Annotated in this window: 15 protein-coding genes and 1 pseudogene; 10 read left to right on the top strand and 6 right to left on the bottom strand. The window is 51.3% G+C overall.

Translation table 11 applies throughout. The annotated features are described in order from the left end of the window. Window positions 1–439 precede the first annotated feature (439 nt). The 5 genes from ACOTYN_RS24830 (at window position 440) to ACOTYN_RS24810 (ending at window position 4,761) form a co-directional block, all read left to right on the top strand. On the top strand, window positions 440–1,981 hold the full coding sequence (locus ACOTYN_RS24830) for an IS91-like element ISCR1 family transposase (protein ID WP_000050481.1): 1,542 nt from the start codon (window positions 440–442) through the stop codon (window positions 1,979–1,981). Between the two features lie 419 nt (window positions 1,982–2,400). Beyond that, window positions 2,401–2,694, top strand: a complete 294-nt coding sequence (locus ACOTYN_RS24825; protein WP_228293789.1) for a hypothetical protein — start codon at window positions 2,401–2,403, stop codon at window positions 2,692–2,694. Window positions 2,695–2,703: 9 nt separating this feature from the next. Next, window positions 2,704–3,150 carry a DUF421 domain-containing protein gene (locus ACOTYN_RS24820; protein WP_004193264.1) on the top strand — a complete coding sequence of 149 codons (447 nt, stop codon included), beginning with the start codon at window positions 2,704–2,706 and terminating at the stop codon, window positions 3,148–3,150. A 10-nt stretch (window positions 3,151–3,160) separates the two neighbouring features. Then, entirely contained in the window at window positions 3,161–3,676 is a 516-nt protein-coding gene (locus tag ACOTYN_RS24815; RefSeq protein ID WP_017900989.1) for a 2-oxo-tetronate isomerase, read from the top strand. 176 nt (window positions 3,677–3,852) lie between these two features. Next, window positions 3,853–4,761, top strand: a complete 909-nt coding sequence (locus tag ACOTYN_RS24810; RefSeq protein ID WP_004193260.1) for an SDR family oxidoreductase — start codon at window positions 3,853–3,855, stop codon at window positions 4,759–4,761. A gap of 95 nt (window positions 4,762–4,856) precedes the next feature. Here the strand turns inward: ACOTYN_RS24810 and ACOTYN_RS24805 are convergent, their stop codons facing one another. Both ACOTYN_RS24805 and pspF read right to left on the bottom strand, forming a co-directional pair. Then, complete coding sequence (locus ACOTYN_RS24805) at window positions 4,857–5,501, bottom strand: quinolone resistance pentapeptide repeat protein QnrB4 (protein WP_017900990.1); 645 nt, start codon at window positions 5,499–5,501, stop codon at window positions 4,857–4,859. 82 nt (window positions 5,502–5,583) lie between these two features. After that, entirely contained in the window at window positions 5,584–6,573 is a 990-nt protein-coding gene (gene pspF, locus ACOTYN_RS24800) for a phage shock protein operon transcriptional activator (RefSeq protein WP_421634784.1), read from the bottom strand. A gap of 155 nt (window positions 6,574–6,728) precedes the next feature. Here pspF and pspA point away from each other — a divergent pair, with 155 nt between their 5' ends. From pspA to pspD, 4 genes are read left to right on the top strand one after another with little or no spacing between them, the layout of a single operon-like run. Continuing rightward, a complete protein-coding gene (gene pspA / locus ACOTYN_RS24795) occupies window positions 6,729–7,397 on the top strand; it encodes a phage shock protein PspA (RefSeq protein ID WP_003020532.1) in 669 nt (222 codons plus the stop codon). Window positions 7,398–7,451: 54 nt separating this feature from the next. Continuing rightward, window positions 7,452–7,676, top strand: coding sequence for an envelope stress response membrane protein PspB (gene pspB / locus ACOTYN_RS24790; RefSeq protein WP_004193245.1), 225 nt, complete (start codon window positions 7,452–7,454; stop codon window positions 7,674–7,676). Then, window positions 7,676–8,035 (top strand): envelope stress response membrane protein PspC, encoded by a 360-nt coding sequence (pspC, locus tag ACOTYN_RS24785; protein ID WP_004193243.1) that lies wholly within the window; start codon window positions 7,676–7,678, stop codon window positions 8,033–8,035. The genes pspB and pspC overlap by 1 nt, the downstream gene beginning before the upstream one ends. Before the next feature lie 8 nt (window positions 8,036–8,043). Beyond that, window positions 8,044–8,274: a phage shock protein PspD gene (gene pspD / locus ACOTYN_RS24780; RefSeq protein WP_004193241.1), complete on the top strand. Its 231-nt coding sequence runs from the start codon at window positions 8,044–8,046 to the stop codon at window positions 8,272–8,274. Between the two features lie 188 nt (window positions 8,275–8,462). Here pspD and ACOTYN_RS24775 read toward each other — a convergent pair. The 3 genes and pseudogenes from ACOTYN_RS24775 to ACOTYN_RS24765 all read right to left on the bottom strand — a co-directional run. Beyond that, window positions 8,463–8,651 (bottom strand): annotated as a pseudogene (locus tag ACOTYN_RS24775) (LacI family transcriptional regulator); the annotation flags it as partial. Next, window positions 8,609–9,430, bottom strand: a complete 822-nt coding sequence (locus ACOTYN_RS24770) for a hypothetical protein (protein ID WP_013214003.1) — start codon at window positions 9,428–9,430, stop codon at window positions 8,609–8,611. The pseudogene ACOTYN_RS24775 and the gene ACOTYN_RS24770, both read right to left, overlap by 43 nt. A 194-nt stretch (window positions 9,431–9,624) precedes the next feature. Beyond that, complete coding sequence (locus ACOTYN_RS24765; RefSeq protein WP_004236386.1) at window positions 9,625–10,764, bottom strand: extended-spectrum class C beta-lactamase DHA-1; 1,140 nt, start codon at window positions 10,762–10,764, stop codon at window positions 9,625–9,627. A 110-nt stretch (window positions 10,765–10,874) separates the two neighbouring features. Here ACOTYN_RS24765 and ampR point away from each other — a divergent pair, with 110 nt between their 5' ends. Beyond that, window positions 10,875–11,750: a LysR family transcriptional regulator AmpR gene (gene ampR / locus ACOTYN_RS24760; RefSeq protein ID WP_259408566.1), complete on the top strand. Its 876-nt coding sequence runs from the start codon at window positions 10,875–10,877 to the stop codon at window positions 11,748–11,750. A gap of 3 nt (window positions 11,751–11,753) precedes the next feature. Here the strand turns inward: ampR and hypA are convergent. After that, window positions 11,754–12,116: hydrogenase maturation nickel metallochaperone HypA (gene hypA / locus ACOTYN_RS24755; RefSeq protein WP_421634783.1), on the bottom strand; the 363-nt coding region annotated here is incomplete at its 5' end.

The following is a 12,116-nucleotide window of genomic DNA, read 5'->3' as shown; positions in this document are numbered from 1 at the left end:
GCGACGCCAGAGACCGAGGGTTAGATCATGCCTAGCATTCACCTTCCGGCCGCCCGCTAAATATCTCCTTTTGGGTTGTTAATAAAACATCCAATAAGTTGACTGTGCGTGAAAAAGAAAGTTTTGTGTGATGGCGTTGAAGATCGCACCGTTAAGCTCTTATGTGGGATGGTGCAGAGCTCGACGACTACCGATAAAACGCAACCGCCGCAAACAGACAAGAAAAAGCCCCAACTGATAACAGTTGGGGCTTCAGTATTGTGATTGGTGGAGCAATAGCACCCTGAACCCAAAACCTTCTCGCTCAACCGGTAGTGGCTGATAACAACTCGTGAGGGCTATTGCGGGTTAAGCATTTAGCGATGTCTAGGGCCAGACTGGACGTCTGAACGCAAGCCGCTGATACTGTACATAACCACAGTATCAGCGGAGGATACCCATGTCGCTGGCAAGGAACGCCACGGCGAGTCAATCGCCCACTCAAACAAACGGTTACGAACGCCACCAACCCGACCAGACGCTGCTCTACCAGCTGGTTGAGCAGCACTACCCAGCCTTCAAAGCCTCACTCGAAGCCCAAGGTCAACACCTGCCTCGCTACATCCAACAAGAATTCAACGACCTCCTCCAATGTGGCCGTCTGGAGTATGGTTTCATGCGGGTTCGCTGCGAGGATTGTCATCACGAGCGTCTGGTCGCCTTCAGCTGTAAACGACGCGGCTTTTGCCCTAGCTGCGGTGCCCGCCGGATGGCCGAGAGTGCGGCGCTGCTGATAGACGAAGTCTTCCCCAAGGAGCCCATTCGCCAGTGGGTGCTCAGCTTTCCTTTCCAGCTACGCTTTTTGCTGGCTCGCCATCCCCAGCTGATGGGCCAGGTCTTGAGTATCGTCTATCGTACACTCTCAACTCATCTGATCAAAAAAGCCGGTTACACCAAAGCCTCTGCACAAACTGGCTCAGTGACTCTTATCCAACGCTTTGGCTCCGCGCTAAATCTCAATGTCCACTACCACATGCTGTTTCTCGATGGTGTCTATGCCGAAGATGACTATGGCAAGCAACGCTTCCATCGTGTCAAGGCACCCACTTACGATGAGCTGAATACGCTCGCTCACACCCTCAGCCATCGCATCGCTCGCTGCATGGAAAAGCGTGGGATTTTGGAGCGTGATGCCGAGAATACGTGGTTGACACTGGAAGAGGGCGAAGACGATACGCTGACTCAATTACATGGTGCTTCGGTTACGTATCGCATTGCCGTCGGCCCCCAGCAAGGGCGCAAAGTCTTCACCCTGCAAACCTTGCCAGGGCGTGAGGATAAAGCCGACTCAAGCAGTCGAGTAGCCAACCATGCTGGTTTCTCGCTACACGCCGGTGTGATGGCCGAAGCGCATCAGCGGGATAAGCTTGAGCGCTTGTGTCGCTACATTAGTCGGCCAGCGGTTTCAGAAAAACGTCTGGCATTAACCGCCAATGGGCAGGTGCGTTACGAGCTCAAAACTCCGTACCGCAATGGCACCACCCATGTGATCTTCGAGCCGCTGGACTTCATCGCCAAACTCGCTGCGTTGGTACCTAAGCCGCGAGTCAACCTCACACGCTTCCACGGCGTCTTTGCACCGAACAGCAAACACCGAGTTCAAGTAACACCCGCCAAGCGGGGCAAGAAGCCCGACAAATCGGAAGGTCTCGATACTAACTGGCGTGACAAGAGTCCTGCAGAGCGCCACCGCGCCATGACCTGGATGCAACGCCTCAAGCGAGTCTTCAATATTGATATTGAAGTCTGCGAACACTGCGGCGGTCACGTCAAAGTGATTGCCAGCATCGAAGATCCGAAGGTCATTGAGCAGATTCTCAAGCATCTGAAACAGAAAACAGCCAAGGCGAATGCCGCCAAGCAGCGTGAGCTGCCACCAGAACGAGCGCCGCCACTGACTCCCAGCCTGTTCGATCCATCACAGAGTCGTCTCTTTGACTGACGACCCCAAATCCAACACTGCTCAACACTGCCAACTTTTAAACGGGGCGGTGGGGCAGTTTGTATCTCTCGAGCTATCAGGCTAGAGATTTTACCGCCAAATCGAACCTTATTAGAGCGGTTTAGGCTGGACCGGCAGTTAAAATTGGGGCTTGAGCGGTAAACGAGTGAGGGAATTTCAGGTAAGATACTTCGGATGAGGAGCAAAAAGGTGGTTTATACTTCCTATACCCTCAAGGAGTAAAAGAGAGCCTGCGTTTTCTGAATTTTGAATCTGGCTTTCACAAGATTGGTTTTATCTGTTTGCTCTGCATTGTTTTTCTTGCTTCGGTGGGAGCGTTTTCCGGCGGATATTTAAGTGAGGTGACGAGAAAAAACACCTTAAAGACAACAGGGTTACAGTACGAAAGGTTTGGGCGCTTGCAAACGGAATTTAAATTTAAAATCTCTGCACAAAAGTATGATTCTGTGAACAAGACGTTGCGCATTGGCGGCGATTTCAACAAATTTTATGAAATGGAAAATATTTGGCCGCAGCCAGACAGCATGTACAGCAAGGGGAACGATCTTTACCTCGTCTACAATGATTCTGAAGCAATGCAGAACTTTACTATCTGGCTGCGGGTTACGCCCGTGAAGCCAGGAAGCGTAAAGAGTTTTCTCCAGCTAAATGGCGAACCTGAAATCCGCTTCAGACAATTTATTTATCCCTAGGAGGTGAGTATGGAGATGGTCTTCCGGGCATCCGCCATTTACCTTATTTTGCTGGTGGTTTTCAAAATAGCAGGTCGCCGGGCATTATTACAAATGACCAGCTTCGATCTGATTTTATTACTGATTATCAGTGAAGCAACTCAACAAGCCTTGTTGGGTAATGATTTTTCGATAACCGGCGCCATGATCACGATTGTCACTCTGGTTACTATTGATATTCTGTTCGGTTTCATTAAAAAAAAGGTGGGTGGGGCCGAATCCGTGCTGGATGGTTCCCCGGTTATCCTGCTTGATCACGGGATCCCTTTATTAGATAAAATGAAGAAAGTGGATGTCTCTCTTGAAGATATATTAGTCGCTGCGCGACAAAATCAGGGGATTACCGAATCAAGTAAAATCAAGTATGCCATTCTGGAACGCAACGGACATATTTCTGTCATTCCTGAAGAGAATTAGCGAGGCGGTAATGAATACGGAGTACAATGACGCAAAAACAGTCAATGAACTGACAAAACGGCTTGCAAACACGCTCATTGATAGCGATTTAACGTTGACCACCGCAGAATCCTGTACAGGAGGAAAGCTGGCCGCGGCGCTTTGCGCACAGGCGGATACCGCAGAATTTTATGATATCGGCGTTATAACCTTTAGCGATCGCGCCAAGCAGAAAATGCTCGACGTGCGGGCCAGTACGCTGAAGAAATATAGCGCCGTTAGTGAGCAAACGGTCAGTGAGATGTCTGTAGGAATACGTCAGCAAGCCGAAACCGATATCAGTATAGCCATCAGCGGATATGCAGGGCCGGAGGGTGGGGAGGATGGTACTCCCGCAGGAACCGTGTGGTTTGCGTGGAATTTCCGCGGACAGATAATAACAAAACGTGAGTGTTTTTCCGGGGATTGCCAGGACGTCATTGAAAAGGCGGTACGTTTTAGCCTGGCGGTATTGATTGAAGAAGTGTCAGCCTGGAAGAACAAATAAATAAACCAGGACTTATCCTAGGAAATATTTCAATGCTATGTGAAGTTATCGTCGTGAGAGCCAGGTTAATATTAGGAGAAAATTAAGTGGTAGGTAAATTATAAAGACCATGTCATTCATTTTGTTCTACGCTTATTAGTCTTTGCGATGAATGATGACTCACGAGAGGTGATTGAATGACTGACCTAAATAAAGGAAAACAGACCACCAATAAAACTAATTCAGAGCGTTTTCCGCAGCCGCCTTTTCCACATCAAAAACAACCTTTTCCGGGGCTCGCCGGAAAAATGCAACCGCGCCCCGATCATGGCGAACAAAGCTATCAGGGAAGCGGCAGGTTAAATGGTCGCAAGGTATTAATTACCGGTGGTGATTCAGGTATTGGGCGTGCTGTTGCCATTGCCTATGCCCGCGAAGGCGCCGATGTCGCGATTAATTATTTACCTGAAGAAGAGGACGATGCTCGTGAGGTTGTTGAGTTGATAAAAAAAGCTGGGAGAAAAGTTGCGGCGATTCCCGGCGATATTCGTGACGAAACTTTTTGTAACCATCTGGTAAAACAGGCGGTAGACGCGCTGGGAGGGTTGGATATCCTGGTGAATAACGCAGGCCGTCAGCAATTTTGTGAATCGATCGAAGACCTCACCACAGAAGAATTTGATGCGACATTCAAGACCAATGTCTACGCCATGTTTTGGATCACCAAGGCGGCTATTCCCCATTTCTCCCGAGACAGCGTGATTATTAACACCTCATCGGTACAGGCTTATGAGCCGAGTGAGATCCTGCTTGATTATGCTCAGACCAAGGCGGCGATAGTGGCATTTACTAAATCGCTGGCGAAGCAACTGGCCCCTAAAGGGATCCGTGTAAATGCTGTCGCGCCTGGGCCGTACTGGACGGTATTGCAGTGCTGCGGCGGCCAACCACAGGAAAAAATTGAGAAATTTGGTGCAAATGCGCCGCTTGGTCGCCCTGGCCAACCGGTAGAAATTGCTCCGCTGTATGTCACTTTAGCGGCTGAAGAGAACAGCTATACATCCGGTCAGGTATGGTGTTCTGACGGGGGGACCGGAACCCTCTGACGTTTATGCCCCCGAAGTCGAAACGTCTGAGGGGGAAAGCCAGCCCGGACAATATTGTATAAGGGCAGGGGGCGGCATATACCGCTCCCTGAACATTAACCCATGACAGCGATACCAAGACGTTCCAGGAGCAACGATGCCTGGTAGCTGTCCAGTTTGACGCCTTGCAAATCAACCCCGCGGATATCTAAATCGCCCAGTTCCGAATTGGTCAAATCACAGTGCGTAACGTTTGCTGCTCGCCAGTCGAAGGATGAAAACTCGCCGCCAGAGAGGTCTGATCCACTGAACGTTGCGCCCAGCACCTGAGTACCCATCCAGCGGTTTTCCCACAGCTCGCACTTTTCCAGTACGACTTTTGAAAAGTTGGCGTAGCTTAAGTTGGTATTGGTGATATAGGCGCTACAAAACCAGGTGCGGGTGGTGATCATATTCATAAAACTTGCGCCGCGAAAATCTGACCCTTGTGCCCGGCAGTGGCGAATTTCGATTCCCAGCGCATTGATATTCCTGAAATCAGCCATGGAGAGATCACAACTTTTGAAAATGGCATCTTTCAGGTTAGCGCGACTAAAATTACATCCTTTCTGACTTTCTCGATCATAAAACTGGCAGCCAATAAATTCAGTGCCGCTAAGGTCGGCACCCGAAAAATCACAGTTGAAAAATGTGCTATTTTCAACTTTTTCACCGGTGAACCTGTTTCTGTCAATTTTTTCGCCAACTAACGCCAGAGTCATCATGATTAACCTGTTTTTTTATACAGTGATTGCAACATGGTAAACTGTTTTAACTCTCGCGTCCAACGTCTGCCCCTGCACGCTAAATTTGGTGTTTCTTCAGTAATGCGCGGAGTTGATGGTCGGTCAGACCTAATAATTCAGCGGCTTTTTTCTGATTAAATTTCGCCTGCTGTAAGCTGGTTTGCAAAAATTCCTTCTCCTGCTGCTGTTGGAATTCACGCAGATCCAGCGGTAGGGTTACTGATGTATGTCTGGTTTCTTGCGCCAGCGGCGGTGCGGCGTGACGCCTGAACGGGTCAATCACAATCTCATTCAGTGGGTAATCGCTGGTCCCGTGTCGGTATACCGAACGCTCCACGACGTTTTTCAGTTCACGAATATTGCCCGGCCAACGGTAGTGGAGGAGCGTTTCTTTGGCCTCATCGGTGAACCCAGGAAACAACGGTAACCCGATCTCACGGCACATCTGAATGGCAAAATGTTCAGCCATTAACATGATATCGCTTTGACGTTCGCGTAACGGGGGAAGTTGCACCACGTCAAAGGCCAGACGATCCAGCAGGTCGGCGCGGAACGTGCCTTCACTCACCATGCGTGGCAGGTCGGCGTTGGTTGCGCAAACCAGTCTTACATTGACCTGCAGAGGTTGGCTACCGCCTACGCGTTCCAGCTCTCCGTACTCAATAACGCGCAGCAGTTTTTCCTGTACCAGCATCGGGGCGGTTGCCAGTTCATCAAGAAACAGTGTGCCGCCATCGGCGCGCTCGAACCGACCTGGGTGACGTTTCTGCGCGCCGGTAAAGGCGCCCGCTTCGTGCCCAAAGAGTTCGGAATCAAGTAAATTTTCGTTGAGCGCGGCGCAGTTAAGTGAAATAAACGGGCCTTGCCAACGGGTTGAGAGGTAGTGCAGGCGGTTGGCGATAAGCTCTTTCCCTGTTCCTCGTTCCCCAATGACCAGCACAGGTTTATCCAGCGGCGCGAGACGAGAAACCTGCTCCAGCACTTCAATAAAGCTGTTCGCTTCGCCCAGCAGATTATCTTTGTATCCTGCCATGATGAAATTCACCATTTGTTAGTGTTATTCACCAATTTACCCTATTTATCCCGACAGGTAAAATTAGTTATTTTCAAATATTTCAATGAATTAAAAAGTTGGCATGCGAAGTGCATTAGAACAGCAGCAGGGCATTGCCCGATATCAGAACAGTAAGTGAGGATTACATTATGGGTATTTTTTCTCGTTTTGCCGACATCGTGAACGCCAACATTAATGCGTTGCTGGAAAAGGCTGAAGATCCGCAGAAGCTGGTGCGGTTGATGATCCAGGAAATGGAAGACACGCTGGTTGAGGTGCGCTCCAACTCCGCACGCGCGCTGGCAGAAAAGAAACAGTTATCGCGTCGTATTGAACAGGCCAGCGCCCAACAGGCAGAGTGGCAGGAAAAAGCAGAGCTGGCGCTGCGTAAAGAAAAAGAAGATTTGGCGCGTTCTGCGTTAATCGAAAAGCAGAAACTGACTGACCTGATTGCCTCCCTGGAGCATGAGGTGACGCTGGTTGACGATACGCTGGCGCGTATGAAAAAAGAGATCGGTGAACTGGAAAACAAACTCAGTGAAACCCGTGCTCGTCAGCAGGCATTGATGTTGCGCCATCAGGCGGCGAGTTCTTCCCGTGATGTTCGTCGTCAACTGGACAGCGGCAAACTGGATGAAGCGATGGCTCGCTTTGAATCTTTTGAGCGTCGTATCGATCAAATGGAAGCTGAAGCTGAAAGCCATAACTTCGGTAAGCAGAAGTCTTTGGATCAGCAATTTGCTGACCTGAAAGCAGATGATGAAATCAGCGAGCAGTTGGCGCAATTGAAAGCCAAAATGCAGCAAGACAAGCAATAATAATATCTGGCGGTGCCCGAACGCGCCGCCGCTCATCACCTGTAAGGAGTACTCATGAGCGCGCTATTTCTGGCCATCCCGTTAACCATCTTTGTGCTGTTCGTCTTACCGATTTGGCTCTGGCTGCATTACAGCAATCGTTCCAGTCGCGGCGAGCTGGCGCAAAGTGAACAACAGCGTCTGGTAGAACTTAACCAGGACGCACAGCGGATGCGTGAGCGCATTCAAGCGCTGGAAGACATCCTTGATGCTGAACATCCAAACTGGAGGGACCGCTAATGGGGGGCGTTAATCTGAATAAAAAACTGTGGCGTATACCGCAGCAGGGCATGGTGAAAGGGGTTTGCGCGGGTATTGCGCATTATCTCGATGTTCCTGTGAAACTGGTGCGGATCCTGGTGGTGCTGTCCATCTTTTTTGGTCTGGCCTTTTTCACCTTTGTCGCCTACATCGTACTGACGTTTGTGTTGGATCCGATGCCAGACAACGTGGTTTCCGGAGAACAGCAGCCATCAAGCGGTGAGCTATTGGATGCTGTCGATCGTGAACTGGCTGCAAGTGAAAAGCGTTTGCGTGAGATGGAGCGTTATGTAACGTCTGATACTTTTACATTACGCAGCCGCTTCCGCCAATTGTGAGGTTAGAAATGAATAATCGCTGGCAACGTGCCGGGCAAAGGGTTAAGCCGGGCATTAAAATAGCAGGTAAGCTGGTGCTACTGACTGCGCTGCGCTATGGCCCGGCTGGGGTAGCAGGGTGGGCGGTGAAGTCCGTGGCCCGACGTCCGCTAAAAATGTTGCTGGCGTTAGTATTGGAACCTTTGTTGAGCCGGGCAGCGACAAAATTGTCGAAACGCTATTCAGGTAATCAACCCTGATATCCGAAACAACAAAAGCAAGCAACATTTAGTCAACATTCCCCCAGTTAATTTGCGGCAGAGTAGTCTCTTGTGTCATGGGATCGCTACCAATAGAAATGAAGGTGAAAGCGACAGACTCCATTATGCAGGTATCGGTGTGAATTACGCATTCTAAAATGCACTGGGGCATTGTTATGCCCCAGTTTTTATACCAGTGAGTCGGCTAACGATATTTGTGTACCCACGGTGATATTTTGTAAACCTTTCTCACCGGCAATCAGGCTAAATAATAAATTACAGCTTTGTTCGCCGAGCTGCTGGGTTGGGACATCAATGCCTCCCGGCACGGGCGTCAGCATAAATGACAACAGTTCATTACAGTGACGGTATACGGCACCGGCTTGCCGTCACGGGTCATAGACAGACGCGATTCCAGATTTTTGACATCAGCGGGGGCATTGAAGGTCAGGCCGATAATGGCGTGTTTTTTCATCGGATCTTGCGGATCCTGATAGAACTCCGCCCGGCCGCCGCGATAATAAAACTCAGGGGTGGTAAAGGTTTTTTGTTTCTCTGTTAACGCCACCTGCGGAGCCAGCAGTGTTTTGGCATCCATATCGACGGTGTAGGTTTTCCCCATCGGGAAGGTTTTTTTCGCCGTGAATACCAGCTTACGGTCATTACGCCACTGCCACTCACCTTCCATTGCGGGGGTCAGGGTAATACCGGCGGTGACCGGTTTACCGATCAGCGTTACCGGTGCGGCAGAGCGGGAGAATGTCACCACCACAATCTGCGCTGAATTATCATCACGGTTATAATTAACCGCCGAAGGGCGCTGCACAGACGCGGAAATATCCTGCACCACCAGCGGCGCAACATCCACCGGCTTCGGTTTGTTCTGATACCAGTGCCAGGTGTAATAACTGCCCGCTGCCACCGCAGCAGTCAGTAATAATAAGGCAGATATGGTTTTCGGATAGCGGTTGCCCCCCCGCTCCAGCCGGGCAAGCTGATTACCGGCAAAGGTCACCCAGCCCGGCACCGCCCAGCGGATCCGTCCGGTGAACGGGCGCAGCAGAAAACCCAGCAGAGTAAAGAGATAAACAAGACTGCGAGCCGCCAGACGCAGCAAAATAAAAGGTAAGCGGAGGATAAAACGCAGAACGTCCATGACAACATTTTCCTCTGTGTGTTGAGACTGACATCAGTTTGCCGCAGCACACAGTGAAATCCGGTTCAGCCGGAAGCTGTCAGTGCCCGATACTCTCATCCTCCATAAAACAGCCCATAAAGCAAATTATTGCATAAGGAATAATCTTAAATTACGGCCCCGGCGTATCCGCAGGGGCCTGTTCAGGAAAAAAATTATTCCAGTGCACTCAAAATAGCCTGTGCAGCTTTGACTCTTTCGGTATTCGGGTAGTTTTTATTCGCCAGAATCACAATCGCCACCTGTTTTTCCGGAATAAAGGCGACATAGGCGCCGAAACCAGTTGTTGCGCCCGTTTTATGCACCCAGGAAGCACGGTTATACGGCTGAACCTGGTTGTCTGTTACCGGATGCGGCTGCAATGCGACCTCGTTGGTCACACCGTTAATGATCATATCTTTCTGCTGCGGCCAGTCATACATTTCCCAGCCCAGCCCCTGGTTAATCGCGGCGGTTTTATAGTAGCGGGTCTGGGCGAGATACATTGCCATTTCCAGATCCGCATTACCGGCCCGTGACGGCTCCATATTCATTTCCGCCCAGCGCAGCATATCTTTTGAGGCGGATTTCACGCCGTAAGATTCCGCATCAAGCTGTCCCGGCGACACGCGGACCGGTTTTTTGTTTTTATAACCGTACGCATACTGGCTTTGCGCACTTTCCGGCACAGTAATAAAGGTGTGAGATAACCCCAGCGGTGCCAGGATCCGTGCAGTCAGCAACTGCTCATACGGCATCCCCGCCGCGTTTGCGGTCAGAGCACCAAACAGGCCGATACTGCTGTTTGCATACAGACGCATATCGCCCGGTTTCCGGGACGGCTGCCACTGCTGATAGAAATTCAGCAGATCCGCACGGCTTTTTACCGCATCCGGCACCTGTAACGGCAGTCCGCCTGCGGTATAGGTAGCCAGATCCAGCAATGTGATCCCCTTCCACTGCGGCAGAGCCAGCTCCGGCTGGTATTTTGCCGCCGGATCATTCAGCGCCATCTCTTTTTTCGCCACAGAAACCGCACCCAGCACACCTGTGAAAGTTTTACTTACAGATCCGAGCTCAAATAGTGTATTTTCAGTGACCGGCTGTTTTGCCTGAATATCGGCAAAACCATAATTGAAATAATAGGGCTTACCCTTTACGGAGACGGCAACCGCCATCCCGGGAATATCCTGCTGTGCCATCAGCGGTTTAATGGTGCTGTCCACCACCGCCGCGACATTATCAGCGGCAGAAAACCCCGGGGCGGAAAACGCCAGCAGAGCGGAAATCAGTGTTGCAGATAACGATTTTTTCATCAGAATTAACCTTCCGTGTGTGAGTAACGGCGGCAAGTATCGTCAGATTCACCGGACAGAACAAACGGTTATTTATAACAAGAGCCTAAAGAAAAACTTACAGGTGGATTATGGTCAGACGTTATCTCCCCCTTAACCCGCTGCGCGCCTTTGAGGCCGCCGTCCGTCATCTCAGTTTTACCCGCGCGGCGATTGAGCTGAATGTCACCCATGCCGCCGTCAGCCAGCAGGTCAGGGCGCTGGAAGAACAACTCGGCTGTGTGCTGTTTACCCGCGTCTCGCGCGGGCTGGTGCTGACCCATGAAGGTGAGGGATTACTGCCGGTGCTCAATGAGGCGTTTGACCGGATTGCGGATACTCTGGAGTGTTTTTCTCACGGGCAGTTCCGTGAGCGGGTGAAAGTCGGTGCGGTGGGAACATTTGCCGCAGGCTGGCTGCTGCCGCGTCTGGCCGGATTCTATGACAGCCATCCGCATATTGATCTGCATATCTCCACCCATAACAATCATGTGGACCCGGCGGCGGAAGGGCATGATTATACGATCCGTTTCGGTAACGGCGCGTGGCATGAGTCAGATGCGGAACTGATTTTCAGTGCACCACACGCTCCGCTGTGCTCACCGGCCATTGCAGAACAGTTACAGCAGCCGGATGATGTTCACCGCTTTACCCTGCTGCGCTCATTCCGCCGGGATGAATGGAGCCGCTGGCTGGATTGTGCGGGCGGCACACCGCCTTCCCCGTCACAGCCGGTAATGGTGTTCGATACCTCACTGGCCATGGCCGAGGCGGCACAACTGGGTGCCGGGGTAGCGATCGCACCGGTATGTATGTTCAGCCGCCTGTTACAGTCAGGCGCACTGGTACAGCCGTTTGCCGCAGAAATCACCCTCGGCGGCTACTGGCTGACGCGGTTACAGTCCCGTACGGAAACCCCGGCCATGCAGCAATTCGCCCGCTGGCTGCTGAATACGGCGGCGGCGTAAAACTCACTCACCTTCCAGGCTTTTTACCCGCAAATCATCACCTTCACTGATGCGCAGCCGTTCACTGCCGCAGTGCGGACAGCATCCGGCGTGCTGCATGATTTCGGCCTCACGGCTGCAATCCCAGCACCATGCCTGTGCCGGGATAACATCAATATGCAGTGTGCAGCCCTGCGCCACGGTATCACGGCAGGCGATATCAAAACAGAAATGCAGTGCACTCTCCTCAACATCCGCCAGTGCGCCGACTTCCAGCCAGACATCCGTTACCCGCGCAATGCCGTGCTGTTCAGCCTGTTCGCGGATAATGTCCGCCGCACCGAGGGCTTTACTAAGCTTGCCCCTTCCGCCGTTGTCATAATCGGT

Source organism: Enterobacter cloacae complex sp. IR5458, assembly GCF_049238025.1.
GTDB lineage: Bacteria > Pseudomonadota > Gammaproteobacteria > Enterobacterales > Enterobacteriaceae > Enterobacter > Enterobacter kobei.
The sequence above is the reverse complement of the archived record's forward strand: the minus strand, read 5'-3'. Positions and strand labels throughout refer to the sequence as shown.

Bases quoted from the DNA above. Each gene is read 5' to 3' on its own strand.
- pspB (WP_004193245.1), top strand. From the start codon at position 7,452: ATGAGCGCGCTATTTCTGGCCATCCCGTTAACCATCTTTGTGCTGTTC.
- pspC (WP_004193243.1), top strand. From the start codon at position 7,676: ATGGGGGGCGTTAATCTGAATAAAAAACTGTGGCGTATACCGCAGCAG.
- ACOTYN_RS24830 (WP_000050481.1), top strand. From the start codon at position 440: ATGTCGCTGGCAAGGAACGCCACGGCGAGTCAATCGCCCACTCAAACA.
- ACOTYN_RS24805 (WP_017900990.1), bottom strand. From the start codon at position 5,501: ATGACTCTGGCGTTAGTTGGCGAAAAAATTGACAGAAACAGGTTCACC.
- ACOTYN_RS24770 (WP_013214003.1), bottom strand. From the start codon at position 9,430: ATGGACGTTCTGCGTTTTATCCTCCGCTTACCTTTTATTTTGCTGCGT.
- pspF (WP_421634784.1), bottom strand. From the start codon at position 6,573: ATGGTGAATTTCATCATGGCAGGATACAAAGATAATCTGCTGGGCGAA.
- pspD (WP_004193241.1), top strand. From the start codon at position 8,044: ATGAATAATCGCTGGCAACGTGCCGGGCAAAGGGTTAAGCCGGGCATT.
- ACOTYN_RS24765 (WP_004236386.1), bottom strand. From the start codon at position 10,764: ATGAAAAAATCGTTATCTGCAACACTGATTTCCGCTCTGCTGGCGTTT.
- ACOTYN_RS24810 (WP_004193260.1), top strand. From the start codon at position 3,853: ATGACTGACCTAAATAAAGGAAAACAGACCACCAATAAAACTAATTCA.
- ACOTYN_RS24820 (WP_004193264.1), top strand. From the start codon at position 2,704: ATGGAGATGGTCTTCCGGGCATCCGCCATTTACCTTATTTTGCTGGTG.
- ACOTYN_RS24815 (WP_017900989.1), top strand. From the start codon at position 3,161: ATGAATACGGAGTACAATGACGCAAAAACAGTCAATGAACTGACAAAA.
- ampR (WP_259408566.1), top strand. From the start codon at position 10,875: ATGGTCAGACGTTATCTCCCCCTTAACCCGCTGCGCGCCTTTGAGGCC.
- pspA (WP_003020532.1), top strand. From the start codon at position 6,729: ATGGGTATTTTTTCTCGTTTTGCCGACATCGTGAACGCCAACATTAAT.